Source organism: Enterobacter sp. UPMP2061 (assembly GCF_053709615.1).
In genome coordinates this window covers 379,951-403,601 of record NZ_JBSKJP010000002.1, presented here as the reverse complement: position 1 = coordinate 403,601, position 23,651 = coordinate 379,951, and the positions used below count along the sequence as shown (strand labels likewise).

Below are 23,651 nucleotides of genomic sequence, written 5' to 3'. Positions count from 1 at the left end.
ACGGCTTACCACCATGCATGAAAATGGTGAACCGGCCCAATACCGTGACCCACTTCCAGAGAATCGGCTTTTGCCAGCGCGCACGAGAGCCAGATCTTCGCCTCCTGCACCGTATCCGCCCAGTTCGCGTTTCGGGGACGCAGCGCCGCCAGCGCCGCCGAGAGCGTACATCCCGTGCCGTGGGTGTTTTTGGTCTGTACCCGCGGGGCAGTGAAACGTTGCGCGCCATCGCGGGTGAAGAGCCAGTCCGGGCTTTCTGCATCATCAAGATGACCGCCTTTCATCAGCACCGCGCTGCATCCCATCGCCAGCAGCGCATTGCCCTGCTCTTTCATCTCACGTTCGTTTTGCGCGTGTGACGCATCCAGCAGCGCGGCGGCTTCAGGGAGGTTTGGCGTGATCAGCGCCACCTGCGGCAGCAGCTTTTTACGCAGGGTGTCGACGGCAGAGGCGGAGAGCAACGGATCGCCGCTTTTGGCCAGCATCACGGTATCGAGCACCACGTTTTTTATCTGATAACGTTTGAGACGTTCAGCGACCGCTTCAACAATGTCCGCCTCTGCAAGCATGCCGATTTTGGTGGTGTCGATGCGTACATCGCTGAATACCGAATCCAGCTGTGCGGCGACAAAATCCGGCTCAATACGATATACCGACTGTACACCGCGCGTGTTTTGCGCCACCAGCGCGGTGATAACCGAGCATCCGTAAGCGCCGAGCGCAGAGAAGGTTTTCAGGTCTGCCTGGATCCCCGCTCCGCCGCTGGGATCGGTTCCCGCAATAGTCAGGGCATTAATGCGTGTCATACCAGCTCCTCCAGCGCGTAAAGCGCATCCAGAAACGCCGGGGCAAAGCTGCCGGGGCCCCGGCTGTGAGTCAGTGCAGCTGCCCCTGCGCGCTTCATAAAGCCGCAGGCTGCCGTCGCATTATCAAGCCTGTCGCCAGGCAGCGAACAGCAGGCGGCGACGACCGCCGAGAGCGCACAGCCTGTTCCCACCACGCGGGTCATCAGCGGGTCGCCGCCCGCGACCGTACGGGTTCGCTGACCATCAGTGATGTGATCCACTTCTCCCGTGACGACCACAACGGCATGGGTCTGACGGGCGAGCGTCTGCGCAGCGGTCAACGCGCTCGCCGCCGTATCGGTGGAATCAACCCCGCGCCCGCCCGCACTCATTCCGGCAAGGGCAAGGATTTCGGAGGCGTTTCCACGAATGGCCGCAGGTTTAAGGGACAATATTTGCTGGCAAAATCGGGTGCGGTACGCCAGCGCGCCAACCGCAACCGGATCCAGAACCCAGGGTGTACCTGCGGCTACCGCGCTCTCAATGGCCCGACGCATCGACTGGGCGCGCGGCGCGGTGAGTGTACCCACGTTGATGAGCAGGGCATCGGCAAGCGCGGCAAACTGTTCCGCTTCCTCGGCTTCGATCACCATTGCCGGGGAAGCACCCAGCGCGAGCAAAACGTTGGCGGTGAAGGTCTGCACGACATCGTTGGTCATACAGTGCGTGAGCGGGGAACGGGTTCGGAATTGATGTAAAACGTGTGAGTCGAGCAGGTCAGGCTGCATGGTTTCGCTCCTGCCGTGCGTGAAGAAGCGATGACCGGGTAGGCATCTGACTTCCCTACGCTGGCATTATCCAGATCAGGTAATACGGGTATTTCTCAGCCTTCACAAAGAAGGGCACCCCGAGTCAAATTACTTATAAAACAGTTGCTTACGAAATGAGCATTCGTAGTCATGTAGTGTAACCGGGGGGTAACCCGGGTGCAAGGGGTTTAGGGCTGTCCGTTAACCCCCTGTAAAGAACAATAAACGACAAGATATTAACTACCCTCAATATGTATACATTATTGTTCAGTTAATTATCCCACCTTATTTGTTAAGAACTCATGAAAAATATTATTCACTCACTATGCTGAGAAATTTTATTTTTATCCATAATGACGCACCGGGAGTACTTTTATAAGACAGCCCACCTTCTTTCGTATGAAATAAACCCACATATTAATGTAAACATTTATTTTGCAGAATTTTATCTCTGTCAAACACTTAATTTAACTCTCTCATTTACCACCTCATTTTCACCTTAATGTTTACATTAATAACAACCGCAAAATGACTTTTACGCCGTCGGAACTATTCATAATATTTATGACTTAGATCAACATCATTGGTTTGCGTTTAATTGATAGTTTACTCGCGTTACTAAATAAGATTTAGACAACGTTCACCCGTTTTTTTAATCCACAAAACAAAGCGATTCAGCTTCAGTATTTTTCGACAATTAATGATGTGAGCTTTTCAAATGAAATCTATGAATAAACCCTTTATTGCTATTTTTGTAATGGGCGTTGTCTTAGCGGGTACAATGAGCCAGGCTGAAGCCGCGAATACGGTTTGGGACGATCAGCAAATCACTAATATTGTAAATGACCATCAGGATCAGATTACACAAAACAACGCTGATAGCATTAACCGTGATATCGCAACGGATAACCGCTTAACGCAGGTTAATGACGACCTTCAGTCCACAAAATTAGGCGTGTTAGTCGTGGATAAAATGGCTAACGACGCACATCAGAAAGCGTTGCTTGCCGGCGCGCTTGCCGATACCGCCAGTCTGAAAAGTGAGACGGCCCTACAGGGTGTGGCGACTAACGGCGCAGCCATTATCAACCTTCAACACGTCGATAATATTCAGGATAGCCGCCTTACTGCTCTCGAAAATGCACCTAAACCCATCAACGGTACAGATGGAGCGAAAGGTGATAAAGGGGAGACCGGTGCGACTGGCGCAAAGGGCGATAAAGGGGATACCGGCGCGACTGGCGCAAAGGGTGAAAAAGGGGATATCGGTGCAACCGGCGCGAAGGGTGAAAAAGGCGATGCTGGCGCGACAGGCATGAAAGGTGATAAGGGTGATAAGGGTGATAAGGGTGATACTGGCGCACAAGGCATTGCGGGAAGAAACGGTCGCGACGGTGTAGACGGTCATAACGGTAAAGATGGTGTGACAACCACCGTGACACAACGACAGCTGGATACGGCTATCCAGGCGAAGGTCGCTAAAAATAGCCTGGCTGTTACTGCCGCCACGCAGGATCTGCAAGCCACCAGGCAGACATTACAGGCAATGAATACTACCACCAGCCAGCAATTTAAATCTCTGCGTGATGAAGTGGACAATAATAAGAAGCAGGCCAATGCCGGTATTTCAGGGGCGATGGCGATGGCGGGTTTGCCACAAGTGCAAACCAATCAGCGCGTCATGTTCTCTGCTGGCGGCGCGACTTACAACGGCGAGAGCGCGCTTGCTGTCGGTGCGTCCGTTAACTTTAATTCCCATGTCATCGCGAAAGTGAGCTTCTCAGATGATACCGCGAATAATATGGGCGCTTCGGTTGGGATTGGAATGGGCTTTTAACGCGTAAAATAATCATCGGGAAAAATAGAATGCCTCATTTTAGCGGATGGGCATTTTGTTAATACAAAAAGATGTCTAAATATATTTTTATTTCGGTAGCCCTGTATCTGATGCTGATTTCGGTCGGGATCTGGATCGGCGTGATGTATGTCTCATGGTATTTGTGTCGTTTTTAAGGCGATAAAATGAAAAAAGTAATGATGTTCGTTATAAGTACCACCGTGCTTGCAGGTTGTGTCTCGCCGGCGCACGCCATAAACGCCCATTATCGCGCTCAATTAGAGCGTTCGGGATGCACGCAAATTAGCGCTGGCGATGGCTCTTGCGATATCAGCAAAACCAAAGCGGAAAACGCGGCACAACACGAACCAGCGACATCCATTCACGATCCCCTGCGTGAAGCCTCGTTCTCGTCGGACACGGTTAACGCCACGCTTTCTAACGGCTTTTTTAGCGCTACCGTTAACGGCAAGAAAGCCAGCGTTAAACGCCTGAATGCGAATTTCTATGAGATCCATGGTAACGGTTTTGTGATATCGCTAAGCCTGGATGAAAACGGTATTACGGACGCGTCGTGGAATAAAACGAAGGGACGCGAACACGGTATTTTACGCGTTAGCCAGAAATAAACAGCCTAAGGAGGCTCACTGCCTCCTTTTCACCTGACAATCGCACGATTTGTCACACTCTTTTGTCTGATTTTACAATGCGGATAAATCATACGTAAGCTGCTGTTTTTATTTAGCATAAAGTGCACCCCCCCCCATACAAACGGCGTTCTTTCCTGCCCTGTGCCCTGTGTCACAAAACAGTAAGCAAATTAACCATTGAGCCCGGTGACAAAAGGCTCTATATTGGCGGCGTTTTTTTCAGGCCCCATCTGTTTTTTAACTTTTTATTCAATCGTTGCTCATAACGAAGCGGCGGTTGTAGGAGTGATATGATGACGGATAAAGTCCGTATTGACACCGTAGATGCCCACAAAAGCAACGAAACCTATCTGGCCCGTCAGGCCGAATTTGAATCTAACGTCAGGAGTTATCCGCGCAAATTGCCTTTAGCGATTACGAAAGCAGAAGGCGTGTGGATCACCGATGCAGATAATAAAGAATACCTTGACTGTTTAGCAGGCGCAGGCACCCTCGCGCTTGGACACAATCATCCTGATGTGCTGAAAAGCATCCAAAATGTCATTACCAGCGGCTTGCCGTTACATACCCTGGATCTGACCACGCCGTTGAAAGACGCGTTTTCAGAATACCTGCTCTCTCTGTTGCCTGGTCAGGGCAAAGAGTACTGCCTGCAATTCACTGGCCCGTCCGGGGCTGACGCCGTTGAAGCGGCGCTGAAGCTGGCGAAAAAAGTGACCGGTCGTAGCGGTATCATCAGTTTCTCTGGTGGTTACCACGGTATGACCCACGGCGCACTGTCCGTTACCGGCAATCTGTCTCCGAAAGAAGCGGTTGACGGTATGATGCCAGAAGTCCAGTTCATGCCTTACCCACACGAGTACCGTTGCCCACTGGGTATCGGTGGTGAAGCGGGCGTGAAGGCGCTGACCTACTACTTCGAAAATCTGATTAACGACGTCGAAAGCGGCGTGCGTAAACCTGCCGCGGTGATCCTCGAAGCCGTTCAGGGTGAAGGTGGCGTGAACCCGGCGCCTGTTGAGTGGTTGCAGCGCATCCGTAAAGTCACTCAGGAACACGGTATCCTGCTGATCCTCGACGAAGTCCAGGCTGGCTTTGCCCGTACCGGTAAATTCTTTGCCTTCGAACACGCTGGCATTGAGCCAGACATCATCGTGATGTCTAAAGCAGTCGGTGGCGGTCTGCCGCTGGCCGTGCTCGGTATCAAAAAGCAGTTCGATGCATGGGCGCCAGGTCACCATACCGGTACTTTCCGCGGCAACCAGCTGGCGATGGCTACCGGTCTGACCACGCTGAAGATCCTGAAAGACCAGAACATCGCGGGCAAAGTAGCTGCACAGGGCGAATGGCTGAAAGGCCAGCTGAAAGAGATGGCGAAACGCTATCCGGTGATCGGCCACGTTCGCGGTCTGGGCATGATGATCGGTATTGAAATCGTTAAGCCACATGAAGCCGCCGATCACATGGGTTGCTTCCCGGGCGATGGCGAGCTGTCTGCACTGATCCAGAAGAAATGCTTCGAAGCCGGCCTGATTCTGGAGCGTGGCGGCCGTAACGGTATCGTTCTGCGTCTGCTGCCTTCTCTGCTGATCAGCGATGACGAGCTGAAAGTCTTCCTGGATAAATTCGAGCAGGCACTGCTTGCTGCGGGCGTTAGCCCGGCGTAACCGGAGTTGTTGAATACGATGTCTGATTCAAACCCAATTTTGTTCTCCTCTGCGCAGAGCATTGAAGCTTACCAGCAGGCGATTGAACAAAGCACTCAGGCTGTGATGCAGTGGCTGAAACAGCCTGAGATGTACCAGGGCAAAACGGTCGCGGAGTTGCGCGACCGTATTAAGCTGGATTTCACCCCGAAAGGGCTGGGCAACGAAGCGGCGATCGAACGCGCCGTGGAGTTCTTCCTGAAAGACAGTTTGTCCGTTCATCACCCGCAGTGCGTGGCGCACCTGCACTGCCCAAGCCTGGTGGTTAGCCAGGCGGCGGAAGTGCTGATCAACGCCACTAACCAGAGTATGGACTCCTGGGATCAAAGCCCGTCCGCAACCATCATTGAGATCAAACTGATCGAATGGCTGCGTACCCGCGTGGGTTATCAGGCTGGCGACGCAGGCGTCTTCACCAGCGGCGGCACCCAGAGTAACCTGATGGGCCTGATGCTGGCGCGTGACGCGTTCTTTGCGCGTCAGGGCCACTCGGTTCAGCAGGACGGTCTGACAGGCGATCTGCGTAAGATCCGCGTGCTGTGTTCGGAAAATGCCCACTTCTCCGTGCAGAAAAACATGGCGCTGATGGGTCTGGGCTACCAGTCCGTGGTGCAGGTGAAAACTGACGAATTCTCCCGCATGGATCTCACCGATCTGGCGGCGAAAATCGAACAGTGCAACGCGAACGGCGAGCAGATCCTGGCGATTGTGGCCACGGCCGGTACGACCGATGCGGGTGCTATCGATCCGCTGCGTGCTATTGCTGAGCTGGCTGCGAAACAGAATATCTGGGTGCACGTTGATGCGGCCTGGGGCGGCGCGCTGCTGATGTCTGAGCAGTATCGTCACTACCTGGACGGTATCGAGCTGGTGGATTCCGTCACCCTGGACTTCCATAAGCAGTTCTTCCAGACCATCAGCTGCGGTGCGTTCCTGCTGAAAGAAGCGCGTCACTATGAACTGATGCGCTATCAGGCGGCCTATCTGAACTCTGAGTTCGATGAAGAAGCGGGTGTACCTAACCTGGTCTCCAAATCTCTGCAAACCACGCGCCGTTTCGACGCGCTGAAACTGTGGATGAGCCTGGAAGCGCTGGGTCAGGAGCAATACGCGGCAATCATCGATCACGGCGTGACGCTGGCACAGCAGGTTGCGGCTTACGTGAAAGAGCAGTCTGCTCTGGAACTGGTGATGCAACCCCAGCTGGCAAGCGTGCTGTTCCGATTCCGTCCGCAGGCGCAGATGGATGACGCCGGTATTGCCCTGCTGAACCAGAAAATTGGCGATGCGCTGCTGGAGTCTGGCCGTGCAAACGTCGGTGTGACCGAGCATAACGGTATCACCTGCCTGAAGCTGACCCTGCTGAACCCAACCGTGACGCTGGAGGACGTAAAAATCCTGCTGTCTCTGGTTGAGCGTACCGCGCAGGAAGTGATGGCGAAGTAATACTTATCCCTCTCCCACCCGGGAGAGGGATTGTTTTTCCCGCGCTAACGCCTTTCCCCTTTTTTCCTCGAAGCATAACCGTATTCATACTGGCTGTACCCCGAGCTGTAATACAGCGCTGCGGATTTAACAATATCGTTGAGGATTGTGCCGCTGACCTTCACGCCGACGTGCTGTAACCGTTTAACGGTATTCTCCATCTCTTTCACGCTGGTTTTATCGAAACGGGCAACCATTAGCGTTGTTCCGGCTGCTCTGGCGACCATCGCGGCATCGGTGACGGCCAGGACCGGCGGAGTATCAATGATGACAATGTCATATTGCTCGTTAACCCAGGACATGACGGAAAGGAATCTTTCGCTTAACAGCAATTCTAACGGGCGCAGGGGGTCCGGGCCGCAGGTGATGACGTCAATTCCCCCTTTTTCAGCATGCTGAATGACCTCCGCTAAGTCGCGTTTCCCTTCGAGCAGGCAGGACAATCCGTGGCGGTTCTCCAGACCAAAAATATTATGAACATAGCCCTGGCGCATATCCGCATCAATAAACAGCACCCGCTGACCGCTCTGCCCGGCGATGGCCGCCAGATTCGTCGCCACCAGCGTTTTTCCGCAGTCCTGCGTGGGGCCAGAAATCATCACAATGCGGTTCTCAGCCTCCATCATGGTGAAATGCAGACTGGTCCGCAGCCCGCGTACTGCTTCAACAAACATATCAGCAGGGCGATCGACGGGCAGGAAAGGCACATCCGAGGTTTTGTGTTTCCAGCGACGAGAAAACGGATTTTTTCTGCGCAACTGCGTTTTACTCCACAGCCACTGTGAACGTGGCAACGTAGCCAGAACCGGCATCCCCTGCGCTTCCAGCTGTTCGGAAAGCGTGATCCCACGTTTGAACGCCTGACGTACCAGCACGGTCCCCATTGAGAGCATTAGCCCGAACAGCGCGCCAAGAACGATGATTAACGCTTTACGCGGCTTTATCGGGTCCGGCAGCGTAACGGCCTCATCAATGATCCTCACGTTCCCGACAGCGCTGGAGCGGGAAATATTCAGCTCCTGCTGGCGCGTCAATAGCTGTAAATAAATCGTGCGACCCGACTCAACATCACGGCTCAGGCGTAAAATCTCCTGCTGCGTGGAGGGCATAGCTGACACACGGTTATTGAGACGCTCCCGTTCCCGCTCAAGGGTCTGTCTCTTTTCATGCAATGCACGATAGGTAGGGTGACTTTTTTTAAAGAGCTGGGAGATCTCTGCCTCCCGGAACGTCAGCTCATTTAGCTGATTCTCAACGTTAACAACCTGATCCAGGACAGATTTTGCCTCCAGAGACAGGTCCACCGAGTCTCGCTGCGCCCGGTAGGCATTCAGCCGCGCTTCTGCCTGATCAAGGTCCGCGCTGATATTCGGCAACTGCGCCTGTAAAAAATCCAGACTACGAGAATCCTGAGCCTCCTGGCGCGCGATATTTTGCTGGAGATAATTTTCAGCAATTGCATTCAGCACCCGGGCGATGCTGTCAGGATCTTCGCCCGTCAGGGTTAAGGTCACGATACCGCTCTGTTTCTCCGATTCCGCAACCGTGAGACGCTTCTTCAGCGCGTTGATCGTCTCAAGCCGCGTCAACGACTTAAGCGAAAATTGCGTGCCTGGCATCGCCTCAATCGACGTCACCAGCAGAACGATCCCTTGCGTAACCAGCGTTTTCCCAACCTGGCCGTCGGCCTCAATGTTTTCGCCCGTCAGGTGATATTTTCCCGCTTCCTGTACGGTCAGCGTGAGCTCTTGCGCGTTGCCTTCCACCTGCGGGATCTGGAGTTCGCCTAACGTGATTTTGCCCTGCTCACGCCCTTGCAGACGCTGCCAGAGACGCCCCACCACAGGCAAAACGCGCTGCTTTGCCTGCTGTGTCAGACCTAATTTATCAACGGTCTCGCCGAGGATCATGCGGGATTTCAGCAGTAAAATTTCAGGGGCAACATCCGGCGACACATCGGTGCCCAGCTGGCTCAAACCTTTGAGCAGGTTGTTATCGTGTTTGTTTTCAATTTGCACCATGGCATCCGCCTGATAAACAGGTGGCGCAATCCAGGCATAGAGACCGGCGCACAGGATGAACAGGAACGTCACGCACAGAATCATCGTGCGGTGGTCGATCATCTCGACGAGCAAACGAACGAGATCGACTTCATGTTGTTGGGGTGCCGCTGCACCATAATTGTCTGTTGTGTAAGACGACATTAATGCTTCATTCCTTTCTGACCTAAACGACGTGCCCATTCCTGACTGGCTTTACCCAATAGCCCAAACACATATTCAAACGCTTCCCGGCTTTGACGGTAGGGATCGGGGATCTCCTGCGGCTCCAGCCATTGCCCAAAAAGCAGCGACTTTCCTCGAATCTCCGGCGCCATGGCCGCAATGAAGCGAAGATGTTCCGGCTCCATAACCAGGATAAGATCGGATCCCTGCATCAAATTGCGTGTCAGCCTGCGCGCCACATGACCGTCGAGGGAAATCCCATGCCGCCAGGCTACGTCCTGGGCGCTGTCATCCGCCGGGCACCCTTCAAGCCCGAATATGCCCGCCGAGGCGATATATCTGTCGGGCAGGTGCTGGCGCAAAAGCCGCTCCCCAATCGGAGAACGGCAGACATTTCCGGTGCAAACCACGAGTATTGATTTGAACATTATTGCGGCCACGATCTGATGTAACGAACCGTTTCGGTAAGGTCATGCATCCCGCTGATGGTCGGAACAAGCTGTGATATCACACGATTCCAGCGGGACAGTGGTGCAGTGGTGACATAGACAATGTCATAGGGCTCAAGCTGAAACTCGGTGCCTAACACCATGGCTGATGCGTCCTGAGCATTGAGCTGGTAGAGGTTGGCAATTTTTTCTGAACGCTCGCTTTTCGGCAGCGAACGAATGACAAAAATTCCGGTGGCATCGGCCATATTCTGGTTCAGCCCACCGGCATTGCCCAGCGCTTCGGCCAGGGTCATGCCGCTGCGATCCATTTTCAGCGTGCTCTGTTTAACGACCTCGCCCATGACGAACACTTTCAGCGCATCGTTACGGGGGACAAACAGAATATCGCCGGGATAGAGCAGCTTATTTTGCGTGAGATCGCCATGCTGCATCAGCGCATATAGCGAGAGGCGCGTGTCCTTCCCATTATGCGTCAGCACGACATTGCGCCAGTCCGCGTCGGCAGAGAGCCCCCCAGCGGCGTTCACGGCATCCATGACCGTTAACGGGATATTGGTAATAGCCTGCTGCCCTGACTTCACCACCTCGCCCGTCACATAGGCTTTTTGTGAGCGAAAAGAGGCGACGCTGACATCCACCTGCGGGCTTTCAATAACATTGTTCAGCCGGGCCGTGATCTCCTCGCGTACCCGTGCGACCGTTTTGCCAGCCACCGGCAATTTACCGACATAGGGATAGAAAAGCGTGCCGTCGGCATTGACCCAGTTACCGGTGTCACTGGCGCTACGATACTGCCCTGCCGGGGTTGTCAGTTCAGGGTGATCCCAGACGGTGACGGTTAGAATATCCCCAATGCCGATACGGTATTCCCAGTTTTTGACCTGTTCATCCAGATTAGGATTTGCCTGAGATTTCAAAACCGATGGCCGCAATTTTTCAATTAACGAAGGCGTAAGAGGATAAACATCAATCCGTTTCTCAAGACGATCATTTGCATCTTCTGCGGCAATTATCTTTTTCCCAGCGAGATCGAGATGCTGGCCAGGATAAAATACGCAGCCAGATAAGGGGGTAATAATTAAAAATAATATCGATACAACTGTTGTGTTTTCATTTATTACATAATATCTTTTATAGTAGTGATTATCGTATACAGGATAAAACATTAACATTTCACTCAAGCACAACTTGCTGTTATTCAATGAATTAACAGAAATACAAAGAGTATTTATAAAACCACACGACATTCCTTTGGGCAGACTTTACAGCCCTGCATTGTCTTAATCAGGCTTTCGGAAAGAGGGTTTCAGGCAATCTTAAATGTTCTATTTGTTGAATGCATGCCTGAATCTTAGTAAATTTGCCTTGAAAATGTTTTTTCAGAATTAATTAATAAACCAATAATTATGTTATCTGTATAAGCTCATATTTATTCGTCGAAGTAATAATTAATGACGGTTGCGACTACACAAAACCGTGCACTTTTGTTACATTTTTTGCAAACTCACCCTGTGAGGATACTTAAAATGAACTGTCTGCCATCCGTTAGCGGATCTGCACACAAAAAGTATCAGTAACGATATGACTGGAGAAAAAATGGCTAAGCGTAAATTGTTGCTTCTGGGTGTATTACTGTCACTGGCGGGGGCCGCGCACGCTGCACCGCAAACATCGACAGCGCCTTCCGGCATCAAGGCCTATGAAGAGCAAGAGTTTATTGCCGATTTTACGAAGTTTAAAATCGGCGACACCGCGCCCGCGCAGTATCAGACGCCTGAGTACACCATCAAACAGTACCAGCTGCGTAACCTTCCCGCGCCCGATGCCGGCACACACTGGACCTACATGGGTGAGAATTATGTTCTGATTGGCGATGCCGATGGCAAAATCTACAAAGCCTATAACGGAGATATTTTCTATCACCGCTGATACGATCCTAATCCGTCCGTGGCAGGAGAGCGATCGCCCTTTCCTGCGCACGCTCTTCCTTCACGCCCGACGTGAAGCCTGGCCGTGGATGGACAGTTCTGCGTGGCAGCTTGAAGATTTTGACGCGGCAACCCTGGACGAAGGGATTTGGGTGGCGGAGCAGGATGGGCACCGACTTGGCTTTGCCTCAGTCTCGACGAACGATAATTTTTTGCACAACCTGTTTGTCGATCCGAACTATCAGAGCCTGGGCGTCGGACATGTGTTGCTTGAACACGTGCAGAAGACGTTTACCAGCACGGGTTCACTCAAGTGTCTGGTGAAGAATGAGCGGGCGGTTGCGTTTTACCAGCGCCACGGCTGGCACATTGAGGCGACGGGAGATTCTCCGGACGGAGAGTATTATTTGATGCACTATCGGCTTGGGTAAAGTCAGGTGGCGCTACGCTTACCTGACCTACAAAATCGAGCCAGGCCGGGTAAGGCGAAGCCGCCACCCGGCACTAACGCGCAGAGGCGTTACACCGCGCGGAAGGCGATTTCACCCGGAATGACTTCGCCCTGCCAGTAAAGCTGCGCCGCAACGCGCCCCGCCAGCTGACGATAGATTTCCGTGAATTCGCTATCCGGACGGCTGACCACCGTCGGCTTACCGCTATCCAGATCTTCACGCAGTGTGATATGCAGCGGCAGTTGCCCCAGCAGTTGCGTGTGGTATTGCGCCGCCAGCTTTTCGGCACCACCGGTACCAAAGATAGGCTCATGGTGCCCGCAGTTGCTGCAAATGTGCATGCTCATGTTCTCGACGATACCCAGTACCGGCACCTCCACCTTCTCGAACATGACGATGCCTTTTTTGGCGTCGATCAGCGCGATATCCTGCGGCGTGGTGACCACGACGGCGCCGGTAACCGGAATGTTCTGCGCCAGCGTCAGCTGGATATCACCGGTGCCCGGCGGCATGTCCAGTACCAGATAATCGAGGTCAGGCCACATTGTCTCCTGCAACATTTGCAGCAGCGCCTTGCTGGCCATCGGGCCACGCCAGACCATTGCGTTATCGTCCGTGACCAGGTAACCAATGGAGTTGGTCGCCAGACCGTGCGCCACGATTGGCGCCATGTGGGTGCCGTCCGGCGAGGTTGGACGCTGGTTTTCCGCCCCCAGCATGTTTGGAATGGACGGGCCGTAGATATCCGCATCCAGAATGCCGACTTTCGCCCCTTCAGCCGCCAGCGCAAGCGCCAGGTTCACGGCGGTCGACGATTTACCCACCCCGCCCTTGCCCGAGCTGACGGCGATGATGTTCTTCACGCCGTGAACGCCCGGCTGATTTTTCACGCGCTTGAGCGTGGCGATGCTGTGGCTTAGCTTCCAGTCAATTGCATTTGCGCCGGTAATGCGCAGCAGCTCAGAGCTGGTTTGCTCTTTCAGGGCATCAAAGGCGCTGGTCCAGACGAACGGCATCTGTAGCTCAATGTGCAGCGTATCGTCCAGCCATGCGACGTGATGAAGCGCTTTCAGCGTCGTGAGATTGTGCTTCAGGGTTGGATGCTGAAAATTAGCCAGCGTCCCGGCGACCATTGCTCGTAAGGCTTCCGGTGATTTGGCCTGGGATTGAGAACTCATCCCGACTCCTTTGTAGTGGTTCTGAAAAAGACGTGTAATCACCAAGTTTACCCCAGAGGTAACAATTAATCATTTATGGATTAATGCCCTTATCACTTGGCGTAGTTATTACCTTTCGGGTAACATCGAAAACCCTTTTCACAGTTAAAAGAAGTAATGCCTACTATGACTCAAGTCGCGAAAAAAATTCTGGTAACGTGCGCCCTGCCGTACGCCAACGGCTCAATCCACCTCGGCCACATGCTGGAGCATATCCAGGCTGATGTCTGGGTCCGTTACCAGCGAATGCGCGGCCACGAGGTGAACTTCATCTGTGCGGACGATGCCCACGGCACGCCGATCATGCTGAAAGCGCAGCAGCTGGGCATTTCCCCGGAACAGATGATCGCCGAAATGAGTCAGGAGCATCAGACCGATTTTGCTGGCTTTGACATCAGCTATGACAACTATCACTCCACGCACAGCGACGAAAACCGCGAGCTGTCAGAGCTGATCTACTCCCGTCTGAAAGAGAACGGTTTCATTAAAAACCGCACCATCTCTCAGCTGTACGATCCGGAAAAAGGCATGTTCCTGCCGGACCGTTTCGTCAAAGGCACCTGTCCGAAATGTAAATCCCCGGACCAGTACGGCGATAACTGCGAAGTGTGCGGCGCAACCTACAGCCCGACCGAGCTTATCGAACCGAAGTCCGTGGTCTCCGGCGCGACGCCGGTGATGCGTGACTCCGAGCACTTCTTCTTCGACCTGCCGTCGTTCAGCGAAATGCTGAAGGCGTGGACCCGCAGCGGTGCGTTGCAGGAGCAGGTCGCGAACAAAATGCAGGAGTGGTTCGAATCCGGGCTGCAACAGTGGGATATCTCCCGCGATGCGCCCTACTTTGGCTTCGAAATCCCGAACGCGCCGGGCAAATATTTTTACGTCTGGCTTGATGCGCCGATTGGCTACATGGGGTCGTTCAAGAATCTGTGTGACAAGCGCGGCGACACCGTAAGCTTCGACGAATACTGGAAGAAAGATTCCGATGCCGAGCTGTATCACTTCATCGGTAAAGACATCGTTTACTTCCACAGCCTGTTCTGGCCAGCAATGCTGGAAGGCAGCAACTTCCGCAAGCCGACCAACCTGTTCGTACATGGCTACGTAACGGTGAACGGCGCGAAGATGTCTAAATCTCGCGGGACGTTTATTAAGGCCAGCACCTGGCTGAACCACTTTGACGCGGACAGCCTGCGCTACTACTACACCGCGAAGCTCTCTTCCCGCATCGACGATATCGACCTGAATCTGGAAGATTTCGTGCAGCGCGTGAACGCGGACATCGTCAACAAGGTGGTGAACCTGGCGTCCCGTAACGCAGGTTTTATCGCCAAACGCTTTGACGGCGTGCTTTCTGCCGAACTGGCCGATCCTGAGCTGTATAAAACCTTCACCGACGCCGCCGCTGCGGTTGGCGAAGCCTGGGAAAGCCGTGAATTCGGTAAAGCCATTCGCGAAATCATGGCGCTGGCAGACGTGGCCAACCGCTATGTCGACGAGCAGGCGCCGTGGGTGGTGGCGAAACAGGAAGGCCGCGACGCCGACTTGCAGGCGATCTGCACCATGGGTCTGAACATGTTCCGCGTGCTGATGACCTGGCTGAAGCCGGTTCTGCCGCAGCTGGCAGCCCGCGCGGAAGCATTCCTGAACACCGAACTGACCTGGGATGCCATCCAGCAGCCGCTGCTCGGCCACAAGGTGAACACCTTCAAGGCGCTGTATAACCGCATCGAGATGAAGCAGGTTGACGCGCTGGTGGAAGCATCCAAAGAAGAGGTGAAAGCGGCTGCCGCACCGGTGACCGGCCCGCTGGCGGACGATCCGATTCAGGAAACCATCACCTTTGATGATTTCGCCAAAGTCGACCTGCGCGTGGCGCTGATCGAAAACGCGGAGTTCGTGGAAGGTTCTGACAAACTGCTGCGTCTGACCCTGGATCTGGGCGGCGAGAAGCGTAACGTCTTCTCCGGCATTCGTTCCGCGTATCCTGATCCGCAGGTGCTGATTGGTCGTCAGACCGTGATGGTGGCAAACCTGGCGCCGCGCAAAATGCGCTTCGGCATCTCTGAGGGGATGGTGATGGCCGCAGGCCCGGGCGGGAAAGATATCTTCCTGTTAAGCCCTGACGAAGGCGCGAAGCCGGGTCAGCAGGTGAAATAACAAAAAAGCCGGATGAGAATCCGGCTTTTTTTTGCCCTGCGGCGCTACGCTTGCACGGGCCTACAGGTTTTGCAGGCCGGGTCAGGCGAAGCGCCACCCGGCTAAAAATCACCCCTTCTGGTTATGCACCCGCTGCGTCAACCCACGCAGGAAATAACGCAGAAACTGATCCCCACACTCGCGGTAATTCTTATGATCCGGCGCGCGCATCATGGCGGTGATTTCCGGCATCGACACGCGAAATTTCTGCTCGGTCATGATCGCCAGAATGTCGTCAGTTTTCAGGGAGAAAGCAATACGCAGCTTTTTCAGCACCGTGTTGTTATTCACCCGACGCTCCAACGCCAGCTCAGGCGCAGATTCATCTTTGCCGCGCTTGTCGTAGATCAGGCCATTCAGAAAGCCCGACAGAATAATGTCCGGGCAGCGAACAAAACCCTCTTCATCTTCTTTAGTCATCCAGGTGTCGAACCCGGCGGACGTGGATTCCATGTCGGAGAGCGCAAGAATGCGCACCATGTCATTATTGTTCGCTTTCAGGGTGTAGCGCAGGCTACGAAGAATATCGTTACTTAGCATAGAGCCTTCGAATGTCGATGATGCAATGGCGCGCAGTGTACCAGTTTTACAGCCCTATCGCCTCTTTCAAACTTTTCAGGTAGCGACGACTGACGGGAACGGTTTGCCCGGCACGTAACACCAGCTCGGCCTGGCCGTTATCTTCCAGACGGATCTCCTTCAGGTGCGCCATGTTCACCAGATACTGACGATGGCAGCGGATTAGCGGCGTGCGGCTCTCCAGCGTGCGCAGGGTCAGCTCGGTAAAGCCTTCGTTACCTTCAGCGCTGGTGACGTATACCCCGCTCAGACGGCTGCTGACAAAGGCAACGTCGTCCATTTGCAGGAGGTAAATCCGGCTGTGCCCGGTACAGGGTATAAACTTCAGGGGCTGCTGATGCTCCGGCAGCAGCGTCACGTCCTGCACGGTACGCTCCTGATGCAGGCGGGTCAGGGTCTTTTCAAGGCGTTTCTCTTCAATCGGCTTCAGCAGATAATCAAATGCGTGCTCTTCAAACGCCTTTACCGCGTACTCATCAAAGGCCGTCAGAAAGACGATATAGGGACGGTGCTCCGGGTCGAGCATGCCGACCATCTCCAGCCCGCTGATACGCGGCATCTGAATATCGAGGAACAGCACGTCCGGGCGCAGTTTATGCACCGCACCGATGCCTTCAATCGCATTGGCACATTCCCCCACAATCTCGATATCACTCTGCTCCTGCAACAGAACACGCAGGTTTTCCCGTGCTAACGGCTCATCATCGACAATCAGCACTCTTAACATGCGTTCTCCTCCAGCGGCAATCGTAAAGTAATTCGGGTATAGCGGTCTGGCTCACAGGCGACGGTGATACCGCAGTCGTTACCAAAATGCGCGCGCAGGCGTTTATCCACCAGGCTCATGCCCAGACCGCCTGACGCGGAAGCTTCATACAGCCCCGCGTTGTCTTCAATATCCAGCACCAGATGGCGGTTAAAACGGGAAGCGGAAATCATAATCTCTCCACTTCCCAGCAGCTGCGACGTCCCATGCTTAATGGCATTTTCTACAATCGGTTGCAGGGTAAAGGCCGGAAGATGCTGATACGCCAGATCGTCCGGGACGGATAACGACACCTGTAAACGTGACTGGAAGCGCGCTTTTTCAATTTGCAGATAGGCGTTTACATGCTCAATCTCGTCCGCGAGGGTGACGATCTCCGAGGGTCGCTTCAGATTTTTGCGGAAAAAGGTCGAGAGAAATTGCACCAGCTGCGCGGCCTGATCGCTGTCGCGGCGGATCACCGCCTTCAGCGTGTTGAGCGCGTTAAACAGGAAATGCGGGTTCACCTGAGCGTGCAGGAGCTTAATTTCTGACTGCGTCAGCAGCGCTTTTTGCCGTTCATAATGCCCCGCCAGGATTTGCGCCGAAAGCAGCTGGGCGATCCCCTCCCCCAGCGTGCGGTTGATGGAGCTGAACAGGCGGTTTTTGGCTTCGTAAAGCTTAATAGTGCCCATGACGCGCTGGTTTTCACCCCGCAGGGGAATGACCAGCGTAGAGCCGAGTTTGCACTGCGGATGCAGGGAACAGCGGTACGGCACTTCATTTCCGTCGGCATACACCACTTCACCCGTTTCAATAGCGCGCAGGGTATAGGCCGAGGAGATCGGTTTGCCCGGCAGATGGTGGTCGTCGCCGGTACCGGTAAACGCCAGCAGCTTCTCGCGATCGGTAATCGCCACGGCTCCGATATCCAGCTCTTTATACAGCACCTGCGCCACCTTCATACTGTTCTCCTCGTTGAATCCCTGCCGCAGGATCCCTTCCGTCGACGCCGCAACTTTTAAGGCGGTGGCAGAAAATGCCGAGGTGTATTTTTCGAACATGGCGCGTTTGTCGAGCAGAATGCGCATAAACAGCGCCGCACCTACAGTATTGGTGACCATCATCGGTGCGGCAATGCTGCTGACCAGATGTAACGCATCGTCAAACGGGCGCGCGATCAGCAGGATGATCGCCATCTGCGCCATTTCCGCCACGAAGGTAATCGCCCCTGCGGTAAAGGGACTGAACACTTTATCCGGGCGACCGCGCTTAATCATATAGCTGTGGACGAGACCACCGAGCAGCCCTTCGACGATGGTGGAGATCATGCAGCTCAGCGCCGTCATACCACCCATCGAATAGCGGTGCAGGCCGCCGGTTAACCCCACCAGACCGCCGACAACCGGGCCTCCGAGCAGCCCGCCCATTACCGCGCCGATGGCGCGCGTATTGGCGATGGAATCTTCGATATGGAGACCAAACCAGGTCCCCATAATGCAGAATATGGAAAATACGACGTAGCAGAGGAATTTGTGCGGCAGACGGACGGTGACCTGCATCAGCGGGATAAACAGGCGCGTTTTGCTCATCAACCAGGCGATGACAAGGAACACGCACATCTGCTGAAGCAACAGCAGCACCAGATTAAACTCGTACATACTCACAAACCGCACATTCTAAAAACGCGTAACATACACTGATAGCGGTTAACTTTCTTTGAAACGTGCCAAAAAAGCGATAAATCGTGTCCGCCATCACACCTTTTGCCGGAGATAACCTGTCTTTCGTATAATTTGTACAAAAAAGAATCAAATCTTCCTGGTTCCGCAAAGTGGGTCTACAGTTAAGCTGGGGACGCGCAAGCCTGGGGGCGAAAATGGCGCTTTACACAATAGGTGAAGTGGCACTCCTGTGTGATATCAATCCCGTTACGCTACGGGCGTGGCAGCGACGGTATGGATTGCTTAAGCCGCAAAGAACGGACGGCGGGCACCGCCTGTTTAACGATGCGGATATTGACCGGATCCGCGAGATCAAAAGCTGGATCGACAATGGCGTACAGGTCGGCAAGGTAAAATCGCTTCTGAGCCAGGACGATCCAGATACGCAGCTTCTCTGGCGCGAGCAGCAGGAAACGCTGCTGAGGCTGTTGCAGAGTGGCAATTTGCAGCGTTTGCGCGGCTGGATCAAAGAACAGGGTCGAGACTACCCGGCGCAAACCTTGATCACCCATCTTTTTATTCCCCTACGGCGTCGGCTTCAGTGTCAGCAAACCACCTTACAGGCACTGCTCAGCATGCTTGATGGCGTGCTGATTAACTATATTTCCGTCTGTCTTGCCTCAGCGCGGAATAAAAACAGCAAAGATGCGCTGGTGATCGGCTGGAACGTACACGATACCACCCGGCTGTGGCTCGAAGCCTGGATTGCCACCCAGCAGGGCTGGCGCGTTGACGTGCTTGCCCACTCCCTGGCCCAGCTCAGGCCGGAACTGTTTGAGGGACAGACGCTGCTGGTCTGGTGCGGCGAAGTCCCCTCCGCTTCCCAGCAGCAGCTCCTGACGGAATGGCGCGAACATGGTTATCCCGTTTACTCGCTGGGGCCAAATGCGTCGTAACGGCATTTAATGGTTCATTAACAGCTGCGCTTCACCGTATAATTGTTCCGTTAACAACAGGAGCACATGATGAAGGCAACGAAACTGGCCGTAATTACCCTCTTTGCACTGATGGCCATCAGCGGTATCGGTGGCGTTATGCTTGCAGGTTATTCATTTATTGTTCGCGGCGGTGTTGGCTGAGGTATCCGGCCAGGCGTTCAAACAGGCGATCCACCACAATCGCCGCCAGCGCAACCAGAACCGCCCCCTGAATAATGTAAGCCGTATTAAACCCGCTTAACCCGATAATGATCGGCGTTCCCAGCGTATTGGCTCCGACCGTCGAGGCGATGGTTGCCGTACCAATGTTGATAATCACGGACGTTCGCACGCCAGCGATAATCACCGGTGCGGCCAGCGGCAGTTCGACCTTCACCAGCCGCTGCCAGGCGCTCATCCCCATCCCTTCCGCTACGCTCAGCACCGATGCAGGCACCGCCGCAATCCCCGCCAGCGTCCCTTGCAGAATGGGCAACACGCCGTACAAAATCAGCGCAATGATGGCAGGCTCCTGCCCAAAACCAATCGCCGGCACGGCAATCGCCAGCACGGCCACCGGCGGGAAGGTCTGCCCCGTTGCGGCGATGGTCTCCACCAGCGGACGAAACTCCCTGCCCGCGGGTCTCGTCACCGCAATCCCGGCGCCTGTGCCCAGCACGATGGCAATCACGCTTGACACCGCCACCAGCCAGAAGTGCGCCAGGGTGAGATTAACAAAGCTCTCCTGCTGGTACACCGGGCGCGGCAGCCCGGGGATAAGCGCATTAAACAGCGCCGCGCTGTGCGGCATCAGGTAGAGTAAGGCGATAAACAGCCCTGTCAGCCAGAGTAACGGATCACGGACCCACTTCACGCGTCACCTCCCCCGCCAGCAGATCGCGAAAATGGATCGTCCCACATGGCGTCCCCTGCCCGTCCGCAACGGGTAACACCTCGCACTGCCGGGCGACAAACGCCGACAGGGCATCGCGCAGGCTCATCCCATCGTGCAGCGGTTCACCACCGATTTGCGCATCCTGCGGACGCAGATAGTCCCTGACGGTGCGTAGCGAGAGCAGCCTGACGCCCAGCTCGCTGCGGCCAAAAAATTCACGCACAAAATCATTCGCCGGCGAGGTTAACAGCTCAAGCGGCGTACCCTGCTGGACGACTTCGCCGTGATCCATCAGTATCAGACGATCGGCCAGCCGCAGCGCTTCGTCGATATCATGCGTCACCAGCACGATGGTGCGCCCTAGAATACGGTGGATGCGACTCATCTCCGCCTGAAGTGCGCCGCGGGTGACCGGATCCAGCGCGCCGAAGGGCTCATCCATCAGCAGCACCTGCGGGTTAGCGGCCAGCGCGCGCGCCACCCCGACCCGCTGCTGCTGTCCGCCGGAAAGCTGGTGCGGATAGCGGTCGCGAAGCGACGCGTCCAGGCCCAGCAGCGCCATCAGCTCGTCGACACGCTCATTGATCTTCCCCCGGGACCATTTTTCCAGCTGTAGCACGGTGGCAATGTTCTGGGCCACCGTCCAGTGGGGAAACAGGCCGATGGACTGAATGGCGTAGCCCATACGCCGCCGCAGTTCCAGCACCGGCAGGCTGCGGATCTCCTCTCCGGCAAAGCGAATCGTCCCGCTGTCATGTTCCACCAGCCGGTTGATCATCTTCAGCGTCGTCGATTTTCCCGACCCCGACGTCCCGATCAATACCGAGAACGCCCCCTCGGCAAAATGCAGATTGAGGTGACTTGCCGCCGGACGGCCCGCAAAGGTTTTACTCACATCATGAAATTCAATCATTGGCTCTTCTCCTGAGCAGCGCGAGCCACAGGGCAAACAGGGCATCCAGTACGACCGCCAGCGCAATCGTGGGCACAACGCCCAGCAGCACCAGATCCAGCGCGCTGCTGAGCAGCCCCTGGAAGACCAGTGCCCCAAAGCCGCCCGCCCCGATCAGCGCGGCAATCACCGCCATCCCCACGGTTTGCACCGTCACCACCCGCAGGCTGCGAACCAGCAGCGGAAGCGCAAGCGGCAGCTGTATTTTCCAGAAACACTGCCGCGCACTCATCCCCATCGCATGAGCGCTTTCCAGCACGTCAGGCGGAACCTGGCTTAACCCCGCCACCACGCCGCGCACCAGCGGCAGCAGCGCATACAGCACAAGGGCGATAAGGGCAGGCGTCAGCCCGGTTCCGGCAATGCCTGCCGCGGCCAACGCAGGGAAGGATTTCACCAGACCGGCCAGGGGGGCAATCAGCAGGCCAAACAGGGCAACGGAGGGGATGGTCTGAATAACGTTGAGCACGGTAAAGACGGCACCCTGGCGGCTGGGATGCCGGTAGCACCCGATGCCCAGCGGCACGCCCAGCAGCAGCGCCGGGATCAGCGTCCCGAACAGGATCGTCAGATGTTGCGCCAGCGCGTTGTCAAACACCTCCTGGCGGTTGGCGTACTCTTTTAACAGCGAGAGTTGATTCAGATCGCCGCTGAAGAGGATCAGCAGAGGGATGACCCAGAATTGCGCGTTCAGCAGCCAGCGCCAGACGGGTAGCGGCGTGAGACGGCGAATGGCATCGCTACAGACCAGCAGACAAAGTGCCAGCCACAGCCACAGCCCGCTGCCAATCGACGTGCGCGCCAGCGGGCTTTCAACCGAGGCCATCTGCGTTGCCGCCTGTCCCGCGCTCCAGAACAGCACAATAAACAGCGCTTCGCTGAGCAGAAGCGTCAGCCACAGGGCGGTTCGCCCTGGCCAGAAGGCTAAGGCTACAGTACTCGCCAGCGCCGCGCCCAGCAGTAGCGGCGTAAATGACCAGATCTGCCAGAGCGCGCGCGGTTCGCCCGACACCAGACGGTTTGGCGCGACATTTACAAAGGGTAACGCGACCGCCGCAATGGCCACACAGGCCAACAGCAGCAAGACGCGGTTATGACATTTTATTGGCACAGCCTTGTCCCGTTACTTCACAAGCCCTTGTTGTTTCAGGAAGTCGGCAGCCACCTTTTTGGCATCCAGCCCCTCAACGGCAATGCTGGCATTCAGCTGTTGCAGCGTTTTCGCATCCAGTTTTTCAAACACCGGTTTGAGCCATTCCGCAATATCCGGGTAGGCTTTTAGCACCGCCTCGCGCACGACCGGGGTTGGGGCGTAAATTGGCTGAACGCCTTTCGGGTCGGTCAGGGTTTGCAGACCAAGCGCCGCGACCGGGCCGTCGGTGCCGTAGGCCATCGCCGCGTTGACGCCGGAGGTTTGCTGTGCCGCCGCCTTAATGGTCACCGCCGTGTCGCCGCCCGCCAGCGAGAGCAGCTGAGACTGATCGAGCTTGAAATCATAGGCTTTTTCAAACGCTGGCAGGGCATCAGCGCGCTCGATAAACTCTGCCGAGGCCGCGAGCTTAAACTCGCCCTTCTCTTTCAGGTAGCGGCTGAGATCGTCAAGCGAGGTGAGCTTGCCTTTCTCGGCAATATCTTTACGCACCGCGATGGTCCAGGTGTTGTTGGCCGGTGCCGGCGTAAGCCAGACCAGCTTATTTTTTTCCGCGTCCAGCTTTTTGACTTTTTCGTACCCGGCTTTGGCATTTTTCCAGGCCGGATCGTTTTCATCCTTGAAGAAGAATGCCCCGTTGCCGGTGTATTCCGGGTAGATATCCAGCTCGCCGGACGTGATGGCACCGCGTACGACAGGTGTGGTGCCAAGCTGTACTTTATTGACCGTTTTCACGCCGTGGCTTTCGAGTACCTGCAAAATGATATTGCCGAGCAACGCGCCCTCGGTATCAATTTTGGAACCCACCTTAACCGGCTCTGCGGCCTGTAGCGGCAGGCTTAGCGCCGCCAGAAGCACCGCCGATCCTGTTATCCCCTTAATAATCGTCATTCTGCTTTCCTCATTATTTTGTGGCCTTTTTCATAGGCTTGAGACAAAAGCGT

22 protein-coding genes and 1 riboswitch are annotated in these 23,651 nt (G+C 55.1%); of the genes, 9 read left to right on the top strand and 13 right to left on the bottom strand.

Translation table 11 applies throughout. The features are described from left to right. Positions 1-5: 5 nt before the first annotated feature. Positions 6-806 (bottom strand): bifunctional hydroxymethylpyrimidine kinase/phosphomethylpyrimidine kinase, encoded by an 801-nt coding sequence (gene thiD, locus ACWKXX_RS07425; protein ID WP_017383356.1) that lies wholly within the window; start codon positions 804-806, stop codon positions 6-8. Then, positions 803-1,573: a hydroxyethylthiazole kinase gene (thiM, locus tag ACWKXX_RS07420; protein WP_023295038.1), complete on the bottom strand. Its 771-nt coding sequence runs from the start codon at positions 1,571-1,573 to the stop codon at positions 803-805. The genes thiD and thiM overlap by 4 nt, the downstream gene beginning before the upstream one ends. A 35-nt stretch (positions 1,574-1,608) precedes the next feature. Beyond that, positions 1,609-1,705: riboswitch (TPP riboswitch) on the bottom strand. A gap of 616 nt (positions 1,706-2,321) precedes the next feature. Here thiM and ACWKXX_RS07415 point away from each other — a divergent pair. From ACWKXX_RS07415 to ACWKXX_RS07400, 4 genes are all read left to right on the top strand, one after another. Beyond that, positions 2,322-3,431, top strand: a complete 1,110-nt coding sequence (locus ACWKXX_RS07415) for a YadA-like family protein (RefSeq protein ID WP_454540770.1) — start codon at positions 2,322-2,324, stop codon at positions 3,429-3,431. A gap of 185 nt (positions 3,432-3,616) precedes the next feature. Further along, positions 3,617-4,060, top strand: a complete 444-nt coding sequence (locus ACWKXX_RS07410; RefSeq protein WP_045347842.1) for a hypothetical protein — start codon at positions 3,617-3,619, stop codon at positions 4,058-4,060. Between the two features lie 311 nt (positions 4,061-4,371). Continuing rightward, the gene (locus ACWKXX_RS07405; protein ID WP_015572345.1) at positions 4,372-5,748 is read left to right on the top strand and encodes a diaminobutyrate--2-oxoglutarate transaminase; all 1,377 of its coding nucleotides are present in this window, start codon (positions 4,372-4,374) and stop codon (positions 5,746-5,748) included. 18 nt (positions 5,749-5,766) lie between these two features. After that, positions 5,767-7,233 (top strand): pyridoxal phosphate-dependent decarboxylase family protein, encoded by a 1,467-nt coding sequence (locus ACWKXX_RS07400; protein ID WP_017693058.1) that lies wholly within the window; start codon positions 5,767-5,769, stop codon positions 7,231-7,233. Between the two features lie 44 nt (positions 7,234-7,277). Here ACWKXX_RS07400 and ACWKXX_RS07395 read toward each other — a convergent pair whose 3' ends face one another. The 3 genes from ACWKXX_RS07395 to ACWKXX_RS07385 are packed head-to-tail and all read right to left on the bottom strand — an operon-like array spanning position 7,278 to position 11,067. Next, positions 7,278-9,476, bottom strand: a complete 2,199-nt coding sequence (locus tag ACWKXX_RS07395; RefSeq protein ID WP_261666109.1) for a polysaccharide biosynthesis tyrosine autokinase — start codon at positions 9,474-9,476, stop codon at positions 7,278-7,280. Further along, positions 9,476-9,925, bottom strand: coding sequence for an arsenate reductase/protein-tyrosine-phosphatase family protein (locus ACWKXX_RS07390; protein WP_017383364.1), 450 nt, complete (start codon positions 9,923-9,925; stop codon positions 9,476-9,478). Before ACWKXX_RS07390 ends, ACWKXX_RS07395 begins: the two co-directional genes overlap by 1 nt. Next, the gene (locus ACWKXX_RS07385) at positions 9,925-11,067 is read right to left on the bottom strand and encodes a polysaccharide export protein (protein WP_431309510.1); all 1,143 of its coding nucleotides are present in this window, start codon (positions 11,065-11,067) and stop codon (positions 9,925-9,927) included. Before ACWKXX_RS07385 ends, ACWKXX_RS07390 begins: the two co-directional genes overlap by 1 nt. Positions 11,068-11,545: 478 nt before the next feature. Between ACWKXX_RS07385 and ACWKXX_RS07380 the strand changes: the two genes are divergently transcribed. Together ACWKXX_RS07380 and ACWKXX_RS07375 are read left to right on the top strand one after the other, a co-directional pair. After that, positions 11,546-11,878: an RcnB family protein gene (locus tag ACWKXX_RS07380; protein ID WP_017383366.1), complete on the top strand. Its 333-nt coding sequence runs from the start codon at positions 11,546-11,548 to the stop codon at positions 11,876-11,878. Further along, a complete protein-coding gene (locus ACWKXX_RS07375) occupies positions 11,829-12,308 on the top strand; it encodes a GNAT family N-acetyltransferase (protein ID WP_032619327.1) in 480 nt (159 codons plus the stop codon). Before ACWKXX_RS07380 ends, ACWKXX_RS07375 begins: the two co-directional genes overlap by 50 nt. Before the next feature lie 89 nt (positions 12,309-12,397). Here ACWKXX_RS07375 and apbC read toward each other — a convergent pair whose 3' ends face one another. Further along, complete coding sequence (apbC, locus tag ACWKXX_RS07370; RefSeq protein WP_023304103.1) at positions 12,398-13,507, bottom strand: iron-sulfur cluster carrier protein ApbC; 1,110 nt, start codon at positions 13,505-13,507, stop codon at positions 12,398-12,400. A gap of 165 nt (positions 13,508-13,672) precedes the next feature. Here apbC and metG point away from each other — a divergent pair, with 165 nt between their 5' ends. Then, positions 13,673-15,706: a methionine--tRNA ligase gene (gene metG / locus ACWKXX_RS07365; protein WP_023304104.1), complete on the top strand. Its 2,034-nt coding sequence runs from the start codon at positions 13,673-13,675 to the stop codon at positions 15,704-15,706. Positions 15,707-15,814: 108 nt separating this feature from the next. On the opposite strand, the gene ACWKXX_RS07360 is transcribed toward metG, so the two are convergent. The 3 genes from ACWKXX_RS07360 to ACWKXX_RS07350 are packed head-to-tail and all read right to left on the bottom strand — an operon-like array spanning position 15,815 to position 18,730. Continuing rightward, positions 15,815-16,285 carry a YehS family protein gene (locus ACWKXX_RS07360; protein ID WP_015572337.1) on the bottom strand — a complete coding sequence of 157 codons (471 nt, stop codon included), beginning with the start codon at positions 16,283-16,285 and terminating at the stop codon, positions 15,815-15,817. 46 nt (positions 16,286-16,331) lie between these two features. After that, positions 16,332-17,051: a two-component system response regulator BtsR gene (gene btsR, locus ACWKXX_RS07355; RefSeq protein ID WP_023304105.1), complete on the bottom strand. Its 720-nt coding sequence runs from the start codon at positions 17,049-17,051 to the stop codon at positions 16,332-16,334. Beyond that, the gene (locus tag ACWKXX_RS07350) at positions 17,045-18,730 is read right to left on the bottom strand and encodes a sensor histidine kinase (RefSeq protein ID WP_023304106.1); all 1,686 of its coding nucleotides are present in this window, start codon (positions 18,728-18,730) and stop codon (positions 17,045-17,047) included. The genes btsR and ACWKXX_RS07350 overlap by 7 nt, the downstream gene beginning before the upstream one ends. A gap of 218 nt (positions 18,731-18,948) precedes the next feature. Here ACWKXX_RS07350 and mlrA point away from each other — a divergent pair, with 218 nt between their 5' ends. Further along, positions 18,949-19,689 carry an HTH-type transcriptional regulator MlrA gene (mlrA, locus tag ACWKXX_RS07345; protein ID WP_017693055.1) on the top strand — a complete coding sequence of 247 codons (741 nt, stop codon included), beginning with the start codon at positions 18,949-18,951 and terminating at the stop codon, positions 19,687-19,689. A gap of 69 nt (positions 19,690-19,758) precedes the next feature. Beyond that, positions 19,759-19,872: a protein YohO gene (locus ACWKXX_RS07340; protein WP_017383372.1), complete on the top strand. Its 114-nt coding sequence runs from the start codon at positions 19,759-19,761 to the stop codon at positions 19,870-19,872. Here the strand turns inward: ACWKXX_RS07340 and ACWKXX_RS07335 are convergent. From ACWKXX_RS07335 to osmF, 4 genes are read right to left on the bottom strand one after another with little or no spacing between them, the layout of a single operon-like run. Continuing rightward, positions 19,847-20,584, bottom strand: a complete 738-nt coding sequence (locus ACWKXX_RS07335) for an ABC transporter permease (RefSeq protein ID WP_017383373.1) — start codon at positions 20,582-20,584, stop codon at positions 19,847-19,849. The two genes, ACWKXX_RS07340 and ACWKXX_RS07335, sit on opposite strands and share 26 nt — an antisense overlap. Continuing rightward, a complete protein-coding gene (locus ACWKXX_RS07330; RefSeq protein WP_015572334.1) occupies positions 20,568-21,518 on the bottom strand; it encodes an ABC transporter ATP-binding protein in 951 nt (316 codons plus the stop codon). The genes ACWKXX_RS07335 and ACWKXX_RS07330 overlap by 17 nt, the downstream gene beginning before the upstream one ends. Continuing rightward, positions 21,511-22,668 carry an ABC transporter permease gene (locus tag ACWKXX_RS07325; RefSeq protein WP_033487343.1) on the bottom strand — a complete coding sequence of 386 codons (1,158 nt, stop codon included), beginning with the start codon at positions 22,666-22,668 and terminating at the stop codon, positions 21,511-21,513. Before ACWKXX_RS07325 ends, ACWKXX_RS07330 begins: the two co-directional genes overlap by 8 nt. Positions 22,669-22,680: 12 nt before the next feature. Continuing rightward, positions 22,681-23,598, bottom strand: a complete 918-nt coding sequence (gene osmF, locus ACWKXX_RS07320; protein WP_015572333.1) for a glycine betaine ABC transporter substrate-binding protein OsmF — start codon at positions 23,596-23,598, stop codon at positions 22,681-22,683. Positions 23,599-23,651: the final 53 nt, after the last annotated feature.